The sequence below is a fragment of the Luteitalea pratensis genome (assembly GCF_001618865.1).
Lineage (GTDB): Bacteria > Acidobacteriota > Vicinamibacteria > Vicinamibacterales > Vicinamibacteraceae > Luteitalea > Luteitalea pratensis.
The window spans coordinates 2,290,697-2,309,159 of sequence record NZ_CP015136.1; the positions used below are offsets into that span (position 1 = coordinate 2,290,697).

An 18,463-nucleotide genomic window follows, 5' to 3' on the forward strand; every position below is an offset into this window, starting at 1 on the left:
CTCGTCCATTATGTCCCTCGCCGCATTCGTGGCCGACGACATCCTGGAGCAGCGCAAGGCCGGCCGGGTGCCGGACCGGTTCGCTCACGCAATCATCGTCGTTATCCCGATCGTATTCAGGACTCAATCCGCCCACGCGCTGCGGGAGCGCGCGCCCGGTGCGGACGCGCAATTGTGCGTGTGGGAGGCGACATGATCAGAGGCAGGACCGCATTCGTGGTGGCTGGCATCCTCGTGGGATCGATGGTGAGCCGGCCGGCGGCGCAGAACCCTCCTTCGCGGGTTTTGGTGCTGGACCAGCAGGCCCGCACCGTCACCGCGTTGAGCCTGCCAGGCGGCAGCGTCGCGCAGACGGCGACACTCCAGGGGACGCCGACCGCATTGCTGATGTCTGCCGACGGCCAGCGCGTGCTCGTGCTCGACCGTGGCGAGGGCCGCGACGCGGGCGACGATGGGTTCCAGGCGAAGACACGGTCGGCGGTCACCATCCTCGACGGCGCGACGCTGGCCGTAAAGGGCCGCGTCGAGCTCGCGTGGGGACTCGAGCCGCTGTCGATGCTGTCGGCGGCGGGCGATCGCCTGTCGGTCGTGGGGCAGGGATACAGGGGTAAGCCTGCGGAAAGTCAACCGCGGGAGTTCGTCACCGTGGACCTCGCGGGTGCGAAGGTCCTGTCGCGCATCGAACTGCCGCGCCCAGCGACGGCCTTCCTTGCCGCTCCCGATGGACGCACGGGCGTGGTGCTCTCCGCCAGCGAGAAGCGCAAGGGCGTGCTCTCGCCAGCCGAGCTCCGCTTCCTGGACCTGACAACGGGGAGCGTGGCCGCCACCGTGCCGCTCGAGGGCGACCCCGGCAATCCGGTGCTCTCGCCGGACGCGCAGTTCCTCTACCTGCTCGATCGCGGCAAGCCGAGCGACAACCCGGACAAGAACGTCAATGGCCGGTTACACGTGGTGTCGATGTCGACGCGCGCCGTTCAGGGCGGCAGCGACGCGGGATCCAAGCCGCGCGGGCTCGTGCTCGACGAGCGTGGCCAGCGCCTGCTGATGCTGAGCGACGGCGTCCCGGCGAAGGGACCGGCCAACCGCGACCGCGCCGGTGAGTTGCGGGTGATCACAGGGGGCACCGTCAGCGCGCCGATCCCTGTCGGCACGGGCCCCGAGTCGCTCGAGACGAGCGCCGACGGCAAGACGCTGTACGTGCACGGCAGCTACAGCTTCTCGAAGCTCACCCTGCCCGACCTGAAGCCCGCCGGCTCGCCCTACACGTTCAAGACCTTCGGCGAGGAGATGCGGGTCAGCCCGGATGGCAGCCGCCTCTACCAGCTCTGGACCGAGTACTTCAAGACGTACGACCTTGCAACGGGCACCCGCCTCCTCGAAGTCCGCACTGGCAAGATGAGCACGAAGATGTTCCAGGCGCTCGACGTGGGCCTGAAGAACGAGACGGCGCGGCTGAACGCCGAGACCCAGGCCAGACGGAACGGCCAGTCCTCGTACGTGTACGCCGAGGCCAGCCTCGCCGAGCCGCGCGGCACGATGGTCGTGCGCCCGGACGGCAAGGTCGTGTACACCCTGAACAGCCAGACCACCGACGTCACCCTCATTGACGGCGTCACGGGCGCAGTCATCCAGAAGGTCGACGTCGCCGCCTTTCGCGTGCTGTGCATGCCGGGCGCATCAACGGCGCTCCTTGCCGCCCCCGGCGGCGTGTCTGCGCTGGACTTCGCCACCCACCAGAAGAGCGACGTCCTCAGCGCGGCTGCAGGCAGGTTCGATCGCGCGGAGCTGTCGCCGGACGGCCGCACGGCGCTGATCAGCGGTCCCGGCGGCGTGATGATCGTCGACGCCACGAGCGGCCGTCCGGTGGGCACGTTCAAGCCGTTCGGGGTGGTCGCCGATATCGCGATGGACTGGGGCACCGCTCGCTGATTGCTGCAACGGAGCTGGCCTACCCGCAGGCTTCGGCCTGCGGGAGAAGCCGGAAAGCACACGGCCTGGTTCAATCAGCGTCAGCTCGAAATCTCTGGCGCGAGGGCGCACGCACGTCGGACTCCGGTGGCGAAGCCAAGTACGTGAAAAGCCGCCACGCCACGCCGGGCCGGGCGCTGCGTGATGCCGCGCTCCTGAACGCTGGTGTATGGTGGCAACGCTCCGGTCGCCGACAGATGTCCATTTTGCTGCGGCTGTGCGCCGCTTCCGCCGTCACGCTCGTCTTCGCCGCCGCCGGCGCCCTCGCGCAGCCGACCCGCATCGACGTCGTGACCCCCATCGCCCCGGAACTGGCCGCCTACGGCCCCTCCGCCATCGGCGTGCGAACGCTGACCGCCGTCGATCGCGATCGGCCAGACGTCCTCCGCACGAAGGAGGGCGAGCCCACCGCGCGCTACGACCGCCGGTTCGTGCTCGAGGTTTGGTACCCGGCGACGCTCGCCCCAGGCGAGACGCCTGGCGGCACCTACCACACCGTCGCCCGCGACCCGACGATCGCCGTGACGCTGCAGGGCCAGGCCGTGCGTGATGCGACACTCGCGACCGCGGGCGGGCCGTTCCCCCTGGTGATCCTGTCGCACGGTTACCCCGGCAACCGCTACCTGATGAGCCATCTTGGCGAGAACCTCGCGAGCAAGGGCTTCATCGTCGTGTCCATCGACCACGCCGACAGCACCTACGAGGACCAGCAGGCCTTCGCGAGCACGCTCTACAACCGGCCGTTCGATCAGTTGTTCGTCCTCGACGAAATGACGCGTCTCGCCGCGCCCGGCTCGGGCAGCTTCCTGAGCGGACGCCCCGACACCTCTCGCACTGGCCTCGTCGGCTACTCGATGGGCGGGTACGGCGTGATCAACGCGATCGGCGGTGGCTACAGCGCGGCGAGCCTGACGATGCGAGGGGCGCCGCCCAACCGGTTGCTCGGCGAACGGGCCGCGGCCAACCCGGCGTATCGTGCGCTGAACGACACGCGCGTGAAGGCGGTCATCGCGATCGGCCCGTGGGGCATGCAGGCCGGCATATGGGACGCCGAGGGCCTCGGCGGCATCCGCACGCCGGTGCTGTTCGTGGCCGGCAGCGTCGACGACGTGTCCGGCTACGCGAAGGGCACGCGTGCGCTGTTCGAGGGCGTGGTCAACGCCGACCGCTACCTGCTGACGTTCGTCAACGCGAACCACAACGCGGCGGCGCCGCATCCGGCGCCCACGGAGACGCTTGGCGCCACAGGCCCAGCGGTGGTGGCGTACACGCAACACGCCGATGCGGTATGGGACACGGTGCGGATGAACAATATCCTGCAGCACTTCGCCACAGCGTATTTCGATCGCCATCTGAAGGGCGACGACGCGAAGCAGGCCTACTTCGACGTGGTCGCGTCTGGCACCGATGCGGTGTACGCCGTGGATCGCGAGGGCCGCGAGCTGCCGGGGCACACCTACTGGAAGGGCTTCAAGAGAGGCACGGCGGTCGCCCTCACTCTCGAACACGCGACCCCGGCGCCCGGCGCCAGGTAACGCAGCTTCATGCCGACCGTGGCCACGAAGAGGGCGTCCCTGGCGACCCTACGTCCGATGCAGCCAGGCGGCATGGTGTTCGCGGACGATGGCAATCGCCTCATCCGCGTTCGCCACGCAACGCGGGATGTCCATGTCGCGTGCGCTGGCCAGCGGCGGGTCCGACGACAGCATCGACTGCTTCGCCCACTCCAGCAGCCCCGGCCACATCTGACCCACGAGGATGAGTGACGTATTCTCGAGGTGTCCCACCTGCAGCAACTGCCAGATCAGCGTCATCTCGAGCACGGTGCCGATGCCTCCCGGCGCGACGATGAAGGCGTCGGAGGAGAGGACGAATTGATGCAGGCGCGTGAAGAATGTCCGGTGTTCGAACGCTGAGGTCACGAAGGCGTTCACCTCCTGCTCGAACGGCAGATCCACGCGGATGCCGACTGACTGCACGCCTCGGCCTGCGGCGCCTTCATTGGCCGCCTGCATGAGGCCAGGACCGCCGCCGGTCACGATGTCGCAGTCCATGTCGGCGAGTGCCGCGGCTGCGCGCTTGGTCTCCTCGTAGCCGAAGGACCCGGGCTGCAGGCGCGCGGAACCGAAGATCGACACGCGATAGCGCTCTCGCTTCGAGGGCTTCAGCCGCGTCAGGTTGTTGACGACGTCCCAGAGGCCATGGACCGAGTCGACGAGGACCTGTCGCACCTGCTCTTCGTCGCTGAGGCTGATGGCGTTGGAACCGGCGCGAGCAGGCTTGTCGTTGGTCATGCGGTCGCCCTCCATGGAGCTAGCGTACTGAGTCTACAATGCCGCGATGCGTCGCGAGTTCAACGAGGATCGCCTTGCCGGACGTGCCGCGGACGACAGTCGCCGTGCACTGCAGACGTTGGTGTCAGCGCTCATCGTCGTTGCGTGCCTCATGTCGGACGCATCGGCGCAGCAGGTTGCCGACACGGCCTTTGCTGCGCCGATTGCGCAGCCCGCGTTTGCCGCAGACCAGGGCCCGCTGGTGGTGATCGACGAGGCGCACCACAACTTCCATCACGTCGACGGGCAGGTATCAGCCGTTCGCGCAGTTGTTGCGGCGCGACGGGTTCCGAGTTCATGGTTCGTCGAATCCGTTCACAGCCGACGCGCTTCGCGGCACCCGCATCCTCGTCATTGCCAATGCCCTCCACGCCCGCAACCGCGACGACTGGACACTGCCGTTCCCAAGAGCCTTCCGCGGATGGCAGAAGCCGAATTCTCGACCAGGATCGAGTCCGATCAACCGCTGGTCGTCGATCGCACCATGTCGTGGAACGTGCAGAGTGGTTATGGCGCGCATGCGGAGACGGCGGTGACCGCCCCGGCGCTGACGTGGTACTTCGCAGAAGGGTCCACCGTCGGCGGGTTCAATCTCTTCTACCTGCTCCAGAACCCGAACACGAGCCCGGCGCAGGTGCGTGTGCGGTACCTGAGGCCGACCGGTGCACCACTCGAGAAGATGTACACACTGCTGCCGACCTCGCGCAGCAACATCTGGGTCAACGTCGAGGACTTCCCGGGTCTGGGCAAGGCGCTGGCCGCGTCCGACGTCTCTGGCGTGATCGAGGTCACCAACGACCAACCAATCATTGTCGAGCGGGCCATGTATCTCGACGTCACCGGGGAGACGTTCGGGGCCGGACACGAAAGCGCGGGCATCACGGCCGCGGCAACCGAGTGGTTCCTGGCGGAGGGTGCGACGGGACCGTTCTTTGACCTCTTCGCGCTGGTCGCCAACCCCGGCACGACCGACGCGCAGGTCGAGGCGACCTACCTGCTGCCGGAGGGAACTGTCCTCGTGCTTCCGTACACGGTGGCAGCCAACAGCCGGTTCAACATCTGGGTCGACCTCGCGCACCCGGCCCTGGCCAACACGGCCGTGTCGACGATCATCCGTTCGGTGAACGGCGTGCCGATCATCGTGGAGCGGGCGATGTGGTGGCCGGAAGGCGGGTGGTACGAAGCGCACAACTCGCCCGGAGCGACGACCACCGGGACGAAATGGGCCTTGGCCGAAGGCGAGGTCGGCGGTGCGAGGGGCGTGGACACCTACATCCTGCTCGCCAACACGTCGACGACGGACGGCCAGGTGAAGGTCACGCTGCTCTTCGAGGACGGCAGTAGCGCGGAGCGGATGTTCACGGTGACAGCACGGAGCCGGTTCAACGTCGATACGCGTCACGAGTTCCCGGAGACGGCCAACCGGAGATTCGGCGCCATCATCGAAAGCCTCGGCGCGACACCCGCGCAACTGGTCGTCGAGCGCGCGATGTACTGGGACGCGAGGGGAAAGACGTGGGCGGCGGGCACGAACGCGCTCGGTACGAAACTGCGCTGAATCAGGCGCAGTCGTCGTCGCGGCGACGATGCGCCTGCTGGCACGAATACCGTGACCGGGCGGAGGAGACGTGGGGTTGATGGGGAGACAACTGTTTAGTGTTCACTAAACACCGAATGGGACTCGCCGCCGCTCACCCCACCACGCGTCATTACGCCGCCGAAGCGGCGAAATCGAGATCGCGTCGTCGAGTGCCTGGCTCGAGCGGCGAGATTGGGCCGGCGCGCGCCAGCGCTGGACGACTGCTCTCTCGTGGCCCCAGGGGTTGTCGAACACGAAGTGCCAGGAGTCGTCCGAGTGACGACGCAGCATGTCCGCGTTGCCGTCAACGATCGGTTCGAGGCCGTGCTGCGGCGTTCTCGTTATTGTGACTGGCCAAGCCGCTGTCAGATGCCCCTGTTGGCGACGTCTCGTAAGGATGAGATCGGGCGTGAGTGTTCAGGGACTACCGATTGGCAGGAACTGCCAAAGCATTGGCGGTCTCTGTCAATCGAGAATGACAGCTCGCCTGCGATGCTGATGCCTGGTCGATTCGGGTGGATGTGGCGCGAGTGTCATTCCAAATGCCTATAGCAACGATGGTCTCCATGTGGCGAAGACGCGCTCGCATCGTGCGAGGCAACGCATGATGCGGTACTCGGCAGGCCGCTGTCTCGTTGTCCTCACGTTGTTAGCCGGGCTGCCCTGGGCGCCGGCGAAGCTATCCGCCGAGAGCCGCCAGGCGACGCACGCGGTCGAGACCGCGTTCGCTGCGCGGGTCGAGCACGTCGTGGACGGCGACACGATTGACGTTCGTCGCAGCGACGGCACCCTCATCAGGATCCGCGTCCACGGCATCGACTGCCCCGAACGGGGCAAGCCCTTCTCGAACGTGGCGCGCAACTTCACGCGTTCAATGGTGTTCGGCCAGGACATCCGCGTCACGCCCAGGGACACCGATCGCTACGGAAGGCTTGTCGCCCAGGTGCGGGTTGGTGAGCGCGATCTCAGCGAGGCCCTGGTCGAGGCCGGCCTCGCGTGGCAGTTCCGCCGCTACAGCGACGACGCTCGTCTTGCGTCGCTTGAGCAGGCAGCTCGCGAGGCCAAGCGCAGTCTCTGGCAGCTTGGCGGCGACCCGCATGGCGTCCGAGACACAGTGCGCCGGCCACTGGTGGCCGACCCCGACGCGAGTGCGGAAGCCGTCGAATTGCACGGCAACGTCAACAGCCGCCTTTATCACCGGCCATCTTGCAGGAACTACAGCTGCAAGAACTGCACGCGAGTGTTTTCGAGTGAACAGGCCGCCGAGGCTTCAGGCTTCAAGGCGGCTAAGGACTGCAACTTTTGAGCAGCCGCAGGCCTCGGTTCCATGGACGCCAGCCTCGACGCCGCTGACGTCGTGTCGGCACCGTTCGAGCTGAGCGCTCTACCCAATCAGATGCCGGGGCCCACAGGCCTCCGCCTGTGGTGCGAGCCGCGCGTGAACCACACCGAGCCCAACCCAATGCAGAGTTGATCCAGATCCAGCCCTGTTGTCCTGGGAGGCTGCCCGGCGTTCACGCAGCACGCCGGGCAGCTCCCTGGTCACTACTGGCCGGCCAGCTTCCGCTGCAGGAACTCGAACGCCTTGTCGCCCACCTGCCGACACGAGTTCCGCGCCTCCTCGATCGCGGGCCTGAAATGCACGCCGCCCCAGAGGCGACTCATACCGCATTCCTCCTCGAACTCGGTGAAGGTCTGCCACGGCCCCAGCACGACGTCGGCGGCCGGCGTGACGCCAGGCTCGATCACCGACGATCCGGCGGGCTTCGGGACTGACCAACCAAACTGATCGGAGCCGAGATAGCGCCGGCTCGCCTGGGCGTGCGCTGCGCAGAAGCACGAGGATCCCGAGGGATACTCCGGGTGGTTCGCGGTGTTCAGGTACGAACGCCACTCGTTGGCGGGAAGGTCGTTGACGATGCCGCGTCCAGGGCCCGCCCATCCGGTGATCGTCCGTCCGCGATTCAGGTAGCGAATGGCGGTGACGGGCCGCACGGCGTCGTACAGGTACTTGTCCCTCCACGTAGTGATCCCGCCGTCGAAGGCGGCGACGTTCGTGAGGAAGTCGTAGTGCACGAACTCGTCGAGTGACATGTTGCGGGACTGCGCGATGAAGAGCGCCGCGAAACCGAGGCCCGTGATCTTGTTGTCGAAGAGCTCCGCGACCATCTTCTGGTAATCGGTGAGAGTCGCCTGCGCGTCCATGACCTCGTCGGCTTGTGCCTCATAGGCCTGTCGCCGGTGATGGTTGCTGTCGATGGGCGGGGGAGTGCCGAACGCTGCCGGATTGCCGTAGGAGTACGGCGTGGTCGCGCCCCATTGCGGCGTGGCGAACTGCTGACCCAGAAACGTCCCGTTGCCCGGTGTCGTGAAGAGCGGCTGCCATCGCGAAGGATTCGACAGCTTCCACGGCGTGTTGACCGGCATGTAGCCGGTGTAGTCGGCATACGGCCGCAGATCGTAGACGCGCCCGCCCTCGTCACCGAGCTGGTTCATGCCGTCACGCTCGCGCGCCACGGCCACGGCGCTGCCGGCGACGTTCCCGATGCCGATCGGCGTCCTCACATCAACGCTCGCATCGTCTGGATCGAGGCCGACCGACACGAGCATCTGCCGCCAGTCCGCCGCGAACCGCGGCATGAGACGGTTGAGCAGGCGGTATGTCGCGTACGCCATCGCGATGTTCTTGTTCCTGGTGGTGGCCTCGGCAGGCGGGCGATTCTCCAGCCGCGTGTAGACGCCCTTCGCGGTGGGATGGTAGGGGGCGATCGCGTCGAACCACGCATTGGTGATGAGCGTGGTGTGACGCAGGATGATCGGCGCGTCGTTGGGTGACGTCGTCTGGAACAACGCCGGAATCACGGCGGGGATGATCACCTCGATGCCGATGTTGCCGCTCGAGAAGTCGAACGGGGGAGCCTGAGCCTGCGGCCGCGCGGGCATGAGCACGAGCGCTGCCGTACAGAATGCGATCCTGGGAATTACACGACACATGGAGCCCTCCTCTTGCCAGCAGACGACTCGAGCACGGCCTGGCCGCTCGGGAAGCTGCGGATGTGCCTCTACCGTTGTGTCTGCGTGTTGCTGTTCAGCAAGACGGGCGCGTCGTTAAGGACCCGCCCGTTAACAGGAAGAACGTCGTGGCCTCGTGCATTCGGACATCGACCACCACACCGATTGCAGGGACGCGTGGCCGGCCTCGAAGGACGCGTCGGATTGGCGGAGTGGCGGGGCGTGTGCATGAGGTCCCGGCGTCTGCACCGGCGGGCCGGGCTCCGCCTTCGCAAAGGCTACGGCGGACGAGTCGGAGAGCCGGCCCTACCGTCGTCGGAGCCGGCCTACTTTCGTCGCATTCCAAGGCGACAGGAGGCGCAGCGGCCACGCGGTTCCATGTGCTGTCGGTGGATAGAACGACGAGTGATGCCGCGAGTGGCGAGGGAGTAGAGTCGACGACACCATGCGCCTGCTTCTGATCGCGGCGGGGTGCGCCCTTACGCTGCTGGCTCTGATCTGGCTGGGACAGCGCCGGTTGATGTACTTCCCGCACCACGCCGTGCCGCCGCCAGCGGCCGTCGGCCTCGCGGACGTCGAGCAGGTGGCGTTCACGACGCAGGACGGGGTCGAATTGCATGGATGGTTCGTCCCGGCGACTCAGTTGCCTGCGCGCGCGACGATGCTGGTGTGCAACGGCAACGCGGGCAACCGCGCCTACCGCGCGGAACTCGCGCATGCCTTCCGCTCACACGGTGTGGCCATGCTGCTGTTCGACTACCGCGGATACGGCGACAACGCCGGCTCACCCGACGAGCGCGGGCTCGCGCTCGACGCGCGCGCGGCGCGCCGCTACCTGCTGTCGCGCCCCGACGTGGATGCCGCTCGCCTGGTGTACTTCGGAGAGTCGCTCGGCGCCGCCGTCGCGGTGGAACTCGCCGCCGAGCACCCGTCCGCGGCGCTCGTCCTGCGGTCGCCCTTCACGTCGATGGCCGACGTCGGCAGCTACCACTACCCGCTGCTGCCGGTGCACCTGCTGCTGCGCGACCGATATGCAGCGATCGACCACATCGCGCAGGTGCGCGCGCCCTTGCTGGTCATCGCCGGCGACGCCGACAGCATCGTCCCTCTCGAGCAGAGCCGGCGCCTGCACGACGCCGCGAATTCACCGAAGGCCTTTGTCGTCATCGAGGGTGCCGACCACAACGACGCCGCGCTGACCGCCGGCCCCATCGTCGTCGCGGAGACGATGCGCCTGCTGGCACGAATGCCGTGACCGGCGCGGAGGAGACGTGGGGTTGATGGGGAGACAGGTGTTTAGTGTTCACTGAACACTGAATGGGACTCGCCGCCGACCACCCCACCACGTGTTCATTACGCCGTCGAAGCGGCGAAATCGAGATAGCGTCGTCGAGGACTTGGCTCGAGCGGCGTGCAGTGCCTTTTCCGTCGCATCCGCCGACTCCCGAAGTACACCAGGCCGCGGCGTCTGCACCGCCGAGAGCGAGCCGCCCCTACTTGAACAGGTCGTCGAACGCCTTCTTCGCGCTCGACTCGGGGGACGGCGCCGCCGACGCGGTCGATGACGTCTCGCGCTCCCAGGACGCACGCACGGCAAACAGCGTGCAGTCGTTGGCCGCGTCCTTCGGTGAGATTCGCGCCGGAATCTTCTGCGCGCACTCGAAGGTCGCACTGGTGTCGAAGTACGCGCACTGGGCGCAGGAGTGCAGCGACTGGCCGCAGCGGGCGCAGGTGCTGAGCGAGAGGATTGCCGGGTCGACGGGCGCCCCGCACCGCGCGCACTTGACCACCTCGTGGTAGCCCATGAGGTTCGGGTTGCGCGCGCCTTCCGAGGAAAGGCGGCGTGTGGCCGCCGGCGCGCCCGGCGCCGGCGGTGGACGACGATCGCGGTCCGGCTGTCGAGCGCGATCCCGGTCGTCGTCCTGGTACCCGTGTTGACGATACTTGCGTTCCGACATGGCGTTTAGGTGAGCACGCGACGGCAGAACTCGACGCACTTGCGAACTTCGGCGACCGGCGTCGATCCTTCCGGCACGTCGTACTCCATCTCGATCGACGCCGGCATCTTGTAGCCGTTCTTCTGCGCACTCTGCAGGATCCGCGCGATCGGCGTGTCGCCCTGGCCCCACGCGACGTTGGCGCCGCCGTTGTCCTTGGACTTGCGGTCTTTGATGTGGAAGCTGCTGATGCGACCGTGGAACTTCTCCAGGAAAATCACCGGGTCGCCGCTGCCAGCGGCAACGTAGTGGCCGAAGTCGACATTGGCCATGTTGCCCTTGGACACCGCGAAGGCCTCGTCGAAGGCCGTGAGCGTGCCCTGCAGGTGCGTGTGGTACGCGGCGTAGATCTTCCGCTTCATGGCGTAGTCGCCGATGCGCTTGAGGGCCGCGCTGTCGGTCGGCAACTCGAGCGTCGTGTGCGTGGCGCCGAGCGCCTCCGAGATGTTGAACACGTACTCGAACTCTTCGTCGGACATCGACGGGCTGAGCAGCTTGGTCGCATAGATGGTGACGCCCGCGTCGTTGTACATCTTGCGCAGCGCCTTGAACTTGTCCATCGACTGCGACAGCCGCCACGCCTTCAGTTCGGCGGCGTACTTCTCGCGGGCCGCCACCTGCTCCGGCGTTGGCGGTTGCCTGCCAGGGCCGCCGGGCCCACCTGGCCCACCTGGCCCGCCCGGTCCACCCTGACCGCCGGGCGGACGCGCCATCGCCGGCGCCCCGGCGTAGGCCTCGATCGGGCCGCCCATCAACTCGACGCCGCTGATGCCCGACTCGAGCACATAACGCAGCACCGCGTCGGCGCCCTGTTCGGGCATGGCGCGGTAGCTGTAGGTGATGACGCCGACCTGGACGCCATGGATCAACGAGTTCGGCCGCGCCTGTTGCGCCAGCGTACTGGCCAGCGAACGTTCGCCGATCAGTGCCGCGGGCACCGTCGCCATGGCCAGCTTGCCGAACTCCCGGCGGGTGACACTCATGCGAGAACCTCCAAAGATTCGAGAGGAGGCCATTCTACCTGCAGGCGGTCCGGCGGGCGACGAGTAGAATCGCCTCTCCACAGGAGGCTTGATGCAACCGACCCGTCGTACGTTCCTGACGGCCGCGTCCGGGGTCACCCTCGGCACGCGCCTCGCCGCCGCATCCACGCAGGGCGCCAACGACCGCATCCGCATCGGCGTCATCGGCACCGGCGGCCGCGCCCGCGGGCTCATGAGCCGGCTGAAGGAGCTGCGCGGCGTCGAGATGACGACCATCTGCGACGTCTATGAGACCAGCCTGGAACGGGCCACCGAGCACGCACCCGCCGCCACCCGCGTCAAGGACTACCGGCGCATCCTGGACGATCCATCGATCGACGCCGTGCTCATCGGCGCGCCCGATCACTGGCATCGCACGATGACCATCGACGCGGTGAAGGCCGGCAAGGACGTCTACGTCGAGAAGCCGATTTCACGCACCATCGAGGAAGGCGAGGCGATGATGCAGGCTGTCCAGGCCTCCAAGCAGGTCGTGCAGACCGGCACGCAGCAGCGCAGCTGGGACCACTTCAAGCTCGGGAAGGAACTCATCGACTCGGGTCGCCTCGGCCAGACGACCTTCGTGCACACGTATTGGTACCAGCAGCCCGGGGCGGCGTCCACCGCGAAGGTGGACACGGCTCACCTCGACTGGAAGGCCTGGCTCGGCCCAGCGCCCGACCGCCCGTTCGACGTCGAGCGCTTGCTCCAGTGGCGCCATTTCTGGGACTACGGCGGCGGCGGTTTCACCGACCTCCTCACGCACTGGATCGACGTCGTCCACTGGTACCTGGACGTCGAGGCGCCGCGCGCAGCCATCGCGACAGGCGCCAATCACATCCGCAAGTCGTGGGACGCACCAGACACCTCCAACGCGTGGCTGGAGTTCCCGAAAGACTTCTCGACGACGTATGTTGGCTCGTTCAACAACCGCACCGACGATGGCGGGCTCGAGTTCAGGGGCAGCGAAGCGACGATGAAGATCGACAGGCAGCGGCTGGCGGTGTATCGGAGGGACGCGCCGAACGTGGCGGGCACGCACGCGCCGGAGCCCGAGATCTACGTCCGCTCGGGCGCCGACGGCACGATCGCACACCTGCAGAACTGGGTGGACTGCATGCGCAGCCGCAAGACGCCCAATTCCGACATCCGCACGGGCCATATCGCGGCGCGGACGTCCCATCTCGCGAACATCGCGTTGCGCGAGAAGCGCCGAGTCACCTGGGACGGCACCGCGGCGCGCTGATCGGGCTCGCGCGGCATCCCTCGCGGCCGTCTCTGGCCGTTTGACGGATTACCGTCCTGTTGGTATGGGTTTCCATATGAAGACGACTCTGGTCATCGACGATCGGGTGATGGCTCACCTCAAGCGCGAGGCAGCACGGACGGGCCGCACCATGTCCGACCTGGTCGAAGACGCGTTGCGCCGCCTGTTGGAGCCGACACGCGAAGTGAGAGACCTGCATCCGCTCCCGTCGTTCAAGAGTGGGGGCGTGCTGGTCGACATCGCCGACCGTGAGGCCCTCTACCGGGCTGTGGAAGGCCGCTGATGTTCGTGGTGGACACCAACGTTCTCGTGTGCGCCGCCGGTGCGAAGGCCGACCTGTCCGCCGTAGCGGTGCGAAGGCGGAAGGCCGACCGGCGAAGGCCGTGATGTGGCGCTACGGCATGTACTGGCCGCCGTTCACTTCCACGACCTGGCCAGTCACGTACCCCGACAGCTTTTCGGACGCCAGGTACAGGAACGTGCCGGCACACTCCTCCGCGGTGCCGAGACGTCCGAGCGGAATGGTCGCGCGCATCGTCTCCAGCTGCGCGGACGTCGAGTAGCGATCGTGGAAGGGCGTGGTGACCACGCCAGGCGAGACGGCATTGACGCGGATGTTGTCGCCTGCGAGCTCGCGGGCCCAGCCGTGCGTGGCGGTCGAGATGAACCCCTTCGCCGCGGCATAGAGCACCGCGCCGCCTGCGCCGCCCGTGCGCGCGGCGATCGAGCTGACGTTGATGATGACGCCGCCACCCTGACGCCGCATGATCGGCACGACCGCGTGCACGAACAGGACGACCTGCGTGACGTTCAGCGCCAGCACCTCCTGCAGGTGCGACTCGGCATACTCGGCGATGCTCCTGCGCCCCAGCATCCCGCCGGCGTTGTTGATCAACACATCGATCCGTCCGAACCGCTCCATCGTCTCGGCCACGATGCGGGGAACGGTCGCGGCCTGACCGAGGTCGCCCTGGGTGAGCACGGTCTCCGCGCCAAGATCCCGCGCCGCGGTCGCGACGGCCTCGGCCTCGGCAGCGCTCGCGTTGTAATGCAGGGCCAGCTTGCTGCCGGCCCTGGCGAATGCCTTGGCTGCGGCAGCACCGATGCCGGTCGACGCACCGGTAATGAGGACGACGCGATCACGCAGGTCAGTCACAGGGCAACTCCTCTTCCTCGAGCCGCAATGCTAGCAAAGATGGCTGAGTCTCAAGTCTCAAGTCGCAGGTCGCAGGTCGCAGGTCTCAGGTCTCAGGTCTCAGGTTTCAAGTCTCAGGTCTCAGTCTCCGCGCTCTCCGGGCGTCGGGTCCGGGCGTACGTGTTACCGTTCGCCCTCACCTCGGAGACACCATGACGAGCGATCAAGCGTCGGTGAGCACCGCGCAACTGCCTGCTACCCATGGCGAACTACCTCCCTGGGAGGTTGCCGACCTGCCGGCACCGCCGCCACTCTCGCTCCGCAACGTCTTCAAGGTGATCGGCCCTGGCGCCATCATGGCGGCGACGTCGATAGGCGGCGGCGAGTGGCTGGTGGGGCCCGCCGCGGCGGTCAAGTACTCGGCGAACATCTTCCTCATCGCGACCATCGCGATCGCGCTGCAGGTGCTGTTCAACCTCGAAGCGGTCCGGTACACGCTGTACACCGGCGAGCCGATCTACGGCGGCATCATGCGGCTCAAGCCGGGGCCGCGCTTCTGGGCCGGCTCTTACACCGTGTTCGGCTTCCTGCAACTCGGGTGGCCGGCGCTCGCTGGCAGCGCAGCGGCGACGCTGATGGGCGCCTGGATGGGCCGGATGGCAGGCGCACCCGAGCAGGGCACGCAAGGATGGATCGCTGTCGCGCTGATCCTCGCCTGCGTCCTGATCCTCTCGTTCGGGGGGACGATTGAGCGCATGCTCGAGTACTTCGCCTGGACGATGCTCGGCGTCGTCTTCGTGTTCCTGCTGTTCATCAACATCGTGTTCGTGCCGCTGTCGCACTGGTGGGAGACGTTCCGGGGCTTCTTCAGCTTCTCGGGCATGCCACATCCCATCGACTGGGGGCTCATCGGCGCGCTTGCCGCGACGGCAGGCTCCGGTGGGATCGGTAACCTCACGGTGACCAACTGGCTTCGCGACAAGGGCTTCGGCATGGGCGCCACGGTGGGGGCGATCCCCAGCGCCGTCGGCGGTCACCAGATCGTGCTGTCGCACGTCGGCACGGTGTTTCCCGCAACGCCGGCAAACCTCGCCCGGTGGCGAGAGTGGCTCCGCTACGTCCACATCGATCAGATCGCGGTGTGGGGACTGTTCTGCTTCCTCGGCATGTTCCTCAACGTCAATCTGGCCACCGCCGTCATCCCGCAAGGCACCGATCTGCAGGGACTCGCGGCGGGGGCGTACCAGGCCGAGTACCTGAGTCGCATCTGGCCGGGCTTCTGGTTCCTGACCTTGTTCAACGGCTTCTGGATCCTGTTCAAGACGCAGTTGGGGAACACCGACATCCTGGTCCGCACGATCACGGACGCGCTCTGGATGTCGAGCCCGAGGGCGCGAGCCGCGTCCAGCGTCCGCACGATCTACTACGGCATCCTCGTGATCTTCTCGATCTGGGGTGTCCTGGTGATTCGTTCAGCCTCGCCGTTCCAGCTGTTCAAGATCCTCGCGAACATGGCCGGCATCGTCCTGATGATTGCGGGCGTCCAGATTTTCCTGGTGAACCGGCGTTTCCTGCCGCGGGCCGTGCGGCCGCCGCTCTGGCGGGAAGCCGGCCTCCTGCTGTGCTCCGCGTTCTACGCCTTCTTCGCGTTTTTCGTCGTCCGGGACGTCCTGCGCTCGTTGTTCTGAGCGTCGGACGGAACCGCAAGCTCGCCGTTCTCGGCTGCTTCAGCAGGGAATGGCGTAGACCGCACCGCGAACTCGCCGGACAAGTCCGGCGCCTACACCTCGGCAGGACCGTGCTGGAGGGCCGTCCTGGCCCGACCGGTGATACGTTAGGCGTCGTAAAACGTGCCCTTTTCCTGTTGATGGAGATCATTCGATGAGTCGTGTCTTCAACTTCAGCGCCGGCCCGGCCGCGCTGCCCGAACCGGTATTGCGGCAAGCGGCCGAGGAAATGCTCGACTGGCATGGCTCGGGGATGTCCGTGATGGAGATGAGCCATCGCGGCAAGGAGTTCATCGCGATCCATGCCGAAGCCGAGCGGCTGCTGCGCGAGCTGCTGGGTGTGCCCACGAACTACAAGGTCCTGTTCCTGCAGGGCGGGGCCATCGGCGAGAACGCGATCGTGCCGATGAACATGCTGCGCGGCCGGACCTCGGCCGACTACGTGGACACCGGCGAGTGGTCGAAGAAGTCGATCAAGGAAGCGCAGAAGTACGGGTCGGTCAACGTGGCCGCGAGCGGGAAGGCAGGCGGCTACACCAGCATCCCGCCGCGCGAGGGCTGGACGCTCGATCCGAATGCCGCGTACGTCCACATCTGCAGCAACGAGACGATCGGCGGCGTCGAGTACCACTGGACGCCAGACACCGGCGACGTGCCGCTGGTGGCCGACATGTCGAGCAACATCCTGTCCAAGCCGGTGGACGTGTCGCAGTACGGCCTCATCTACGGCGGGGCACAGAAGAACATCGGCCCGGCCGGCTTGACCATCGTCATCGTGCGCGACGACCTCATTGGCCAGGCGTTGCCAATCACGCCATCGGCGTTCGACTACAAGCAACAGGCCGACAACGACTCGATGCTCAACACGCCGCCGACGTATGGGATCTACATCGCCGGGCTGGTGTTCAACTGGATCAAGGCGCAGGGCGGCCTCGAGGCGATGGCCGAGCACAACCGCGCCAAGGCGGCGCTGCTCTACGACTTCTTGGACGCGAGTTCGTTCTTCAGCAGCCCGGTGGCCATCGCCGACCGCTCGCTGATGAACGTGCCCTTCAAGCTGCGTGACGATGCGCTCGACGAGACGTTCCTCGAGGGCGCGCAGGCGCGGAGCCTCCTGCAGCTCAAGGGGCATCGGTCGGTGGGCGGCATGCGCGCGTCGATCTACAACGCGATGCCGGTGGAGGGCGTGAAGGCCCTGGTGGCCTACATGCAGGAGTTCGAGGCGACCCATGGGTGACCGGCAGCGCCTCCGGGTCCTGGTGCTGAACCAGATTTCGGCCCTCGGGCTCAAGCGCTTGCCAGGCGACGGCTACAGCGTCGGCAAGGACCTGCCCGAACCCGACGCGGTGCTGGTGCGCTCGGCCGATCTGCACGGGATGGAGATTCCCCCCAGCGTGAAGGCCATCGGGAGGGCCGGCGCGGGTACCAACAACATCCCCGTGCCCCTGATGACCAGGCGTGGCGTCCCGGTCTTCAACACGCCGGGCGGCAATGCGAACGCCGTCAAGGAACTGGTCCTGGCCGGCATGCTCATGGCCGCGCGCAACCTGCCGGCGGCGCTGCGCTTCGTCGATTCGCTCGATCCGACGATGGCCGACATGGATCGGGCGGTGGAGGACGGCAAGAAGGCCTTCGCCGGACTGGAACTCGCCGGCCACACGCTGGGCATCGTCGGCCTGGGCAAGGTCGGCTGCCTGGTGGCTGACGCGGCGATCAAGCTCGGGATGCACGTGTTCGGTCACGATCCCGAGATTACCGTCGACGCCGCGTGGAACCTGCCGGCGCAGGTGAAGAAGGCGACAAGCGTGACCGAGGTGCTCCGGCACAGCGACTTCGTCACGCTGCACGTGCCGCTGGTCGAGGCCACGCGAGGCCTCGTCGGCAAGAACATCGACCAGATGCGCATGGGCGCCGTGCTGCTGAACTTCGCGCGCGAAGGGGTGGTCGATGAAGCCGCAGTACTGGAGGCGCTGGCGTCGAGGCGTCTGGCCTCCTACGTCTGCGACTTTCCCGGCCCCGCCCTCAACCGCCACGAGCAGGTGATTGCGCTGCCGCACCTGGGCGCATCCACGCGCGAGGCCGAGGAGAACTGCGCGGTGATGGTCGTCGATCAGTTACGCGACTATCTCGAACACGGCCAGGTCGCCAACGCGGTCAACTTCCCGCAGGTGTCGATGGCGCGTGAATCGGCCTACCGCGTCGCGATTGCCAACGCCAACGTGCCCAACATGCTCGGGCAGATCTCGACGACGATGGCGAAGTTCGGCCTCAACATCCACAACATGGTGAACAAGTCGCGCGGCGAGATGGCCTACACGCTGGTCGATGTGGACAGCGCGGTCGGCGATGCCGTGCTCGACAGCCTTCGGGCCATCGACGGCGTGCTTTCAGTGCGCTATCTGCCGCACCACGCCTGACACGGG

General features: G+C 66.9%; 16 protein-coding genes. 11 read left to right on the forward strand and 5 right to left on the reverse strand.

The genetic code is table 11. The features are described 5' to 3' along the window. Positions 1-28: 28 nt before the first annotated feature. The 3 genes from LuPra_RS09425 to LuPra_RS09435 all read left to right on the forward strand — a co-directional run bounded on the left by LuPra_RS09425 (position 29) and on the right by LuPra_RS09435 (position 3,503). Positions 29-196: a hypothetical protein gene (locus tag LuPra_RS09425; RefSeq protein WP_234800802.1), complete on the forward strand. Its 168-nt coding sequence runs from the start codon at positions 29-31 to the stop codon at positions 194-196. Then, positions 193-1,929, forward strand: coding sequence for a YncE family protein (locus LuPra_RS09430; RefSeq protein ID WP_157898940.1), 1,737 nt, complete (start codon positions 193-195; stop codon positions 1,927-1,929). The genes LuPra_RS09425 and LuPra_RS09430 overlap by 4 nt, the downstream gene beginning before the upstream one ends. 236 nt (positions 1,930-2,165) lie before the next feature. Next, positions 2,166-3,503: an alpha/beta hydrolase family protein gene (locus tag LuPra_RS09435; protein ID WP_110170512.1), complete on the forward strand. Its 1,338-nt coding sequence runs from the start codon at positions 2,166-2,168 to the stop codon at positions 3,501-3,503. A gap of 48 nt (positions 3,504-3,551) precedes the next feature. Here LuPra_RS09435 and LuPra_RS09440 read toward each other — a convergent pair whose 3' ends face one another. Further along, on the reverse strand, positions 3,552-4,262 hold the full coding sequence (locus LuPra_RS09440; protein ID WP_110174607.1) for an LOG family protein: 711 nt from the start codon (positions 4,260-4,262) through the stop codon (positions 3,552-3,554). A 46-nt stretch (positions 4,263-4,308) separates the two neighbouring features. Here LuPra_RS09440 and LuPra_RS09445 point away from each other — a divergent pair, with 46 nt between their 5' ends. Both LuPra_RS09445 and LuPra_RS09450 read left to right on the forward strand, forming a co-directional pair. Then, positions 4,309-5,859, forward strand: coding sequence for a hypothetical protein (locus tag LuPra_RS09445; RefSeq protein ID WP_110170513.1), 1,551 nt, complete (start codon positions 4,309-4,311; stop codon positions 5,857-5,859). Positions 5,860-6,628: 769 nt separating this feature from the next. After that, complete coding sequence (locus LuPra_RS09450; protein ID WP_157898941.1) at positions 6,629-7,186, forward strand: thermonuclease family protein; 558 nt, start codon at positions 6,629-6,631, stop codon at positions 7,184-7,186. A gap of 239 nt (positions 7,187-7,425) precedes the next feature. Here the strand turns inward: LuPra_RS09450 and LuPra_RS09455 are convergent, their stop codons facing one another. Continuing rightward, a complete protein-coding gene (locus LuPra_RS09455) occupies positions 7,426-8,874 on the reverse strand; it encodes a vanadium-dependent haloperoxidase (protein ID WP_157898942.1) in 1,449 nt (482 codons plus the stop codon). A gap of 463 nt (positions 8,875-9,337) precedes the next feature. Between LuPra_RS09455 and LuPra_RS09460 the strand changes: the two genes are divergently transcribed. Next, positions 9,338-10,147, forward strand: coding sequence for an alpha/beta hydrolase (locus tag LuPra_RS09460; RefSeq protein WP_110170516.1), 810 nt, complete (start codon positions 9,338-9,340; stop codon positions 10,145-10,147). A 238-nt stretch (positions 10,148-10,385) separates the two neighbouring features. On the opposite strand, the gene LuPra_RS09465 is transcribed toward LuPra_RS09460, so the two are convergent. Beyond that, the gene (locus LuPra_RS09465) at positions 10,386-10,850 is read right to left on the reverse strand and encodes a hypothetical protein (protein WP_110170517.1); all 465 of its coding nucleotides are present in this window, start codon (positions 10,848-10,850) and stop codon (positions 10,386-10,388) included. A gap of 5 nt (positions 10,851-10,855) precedes the next feature. Next, entirely contained in the window at positions 10,856-11,872 is a 1,017-nt protein-coding gene (locus LuPra_RS31745) for a sugar phosphate isomerase/epimerase family protein (RefSeq protein WP_157898943.1), read from the reverse strand. A gap of 91 nt (positions 11,873-11,963) precedes the next feature. Here LuPra_RS31745 and LuPra_RS09475 point away from each other — a divergent pair, with 91 nt between their 5' ends. Further along, positions 11,964-13,157 (forward strand): Gfo/Idh/MocA family protein, encoded by a 1,194-nt coding sequence (locus LuPra_RS09475; protein WP_110170518.1) that lies wholly within the window; start codon positions 11,964-11,966, stop codon positions 13,155-13,157. A 76-nt stretch (positions 13,158-13,233) separates the two neighbouring features. Next, entirely contained in the window at positions 13,234-13,461 is a 228-nt protein-coding gene (locus LuPra_RS09480) for a ribbon-helix-helix protein, CopG family (RefSeq protein ID WP_157898944.1), read from the forward strand. Between the two features lie 111 nt (positions 13,462-13,572). Here LuPra_RS09480 and LuPra_RS09485 read toward each other — a convergent pair whose 3' ends face one another. Beyond that, positions 13,573-14,334 (reverse strand): SDR family NAD(P)-dependent oxidoreductase, encoded by a 762-nt coding sequence (locus LuPra_RS09485; protein WP_110170520.1) that lies wholly within the window; start codon positions 14,332-14,334, stop codon positions 13,573-13,575. Positions 14,335-14,525: 191 nt separating this feature from the next. Between LuPra_RS09485 and LuPra_RS09490 the strand changes: the two genes are divergently transcribed. The 3 genes from LuPra_RS09490 to LuPra_RS09500 all read left to right on the forward strand — a co-directional run bounded on the left by LuPra_RS09490 (position 14,526) and on the right by LuPra_RS09500 (position 18,457). Then, positions 14,526-16,001: an Nramp family divalent metal transporter gene (locus tag LuPra_RS09490; protein ID WP_110170521.1), complete on the forward strand. Its 1,476-nt coding sequence runs from the start codon at positions 14,526-14,528 to the stop codon at positions 15,999-16,001. 193 nt (positions 16,002-16,194) lie between these two features. Further along, on the forward strand, positions 16,195-17,277 hold the full coding sequence (serC, locus tag LuPra_RS09495) for a 3-phosphoserine/phosphohydroxythreonine transaminase (protein ID WP_110170522.1): 1,083 nt from the start codon (positions 16,195-16,197) through the stop codon (positions 17,275-17,277). After that, complete coding sequence (locus LuPra_RS09500) at positions 17,270-18,457, forward strand: phosphoglycerate dehydrogenase (protein ID WP_110170523.1); 1,188 nt, start codon at positions 17,270-17,272, stop codon at positions 18,455-18,457. The genes serC and LuPra_RS09500 overlap by 8 nt, the downstream gene beginning before the upstream one ends. The last annotated feature ends 6 nt before the right edge of the window (positions 18,458-18,463 follow it).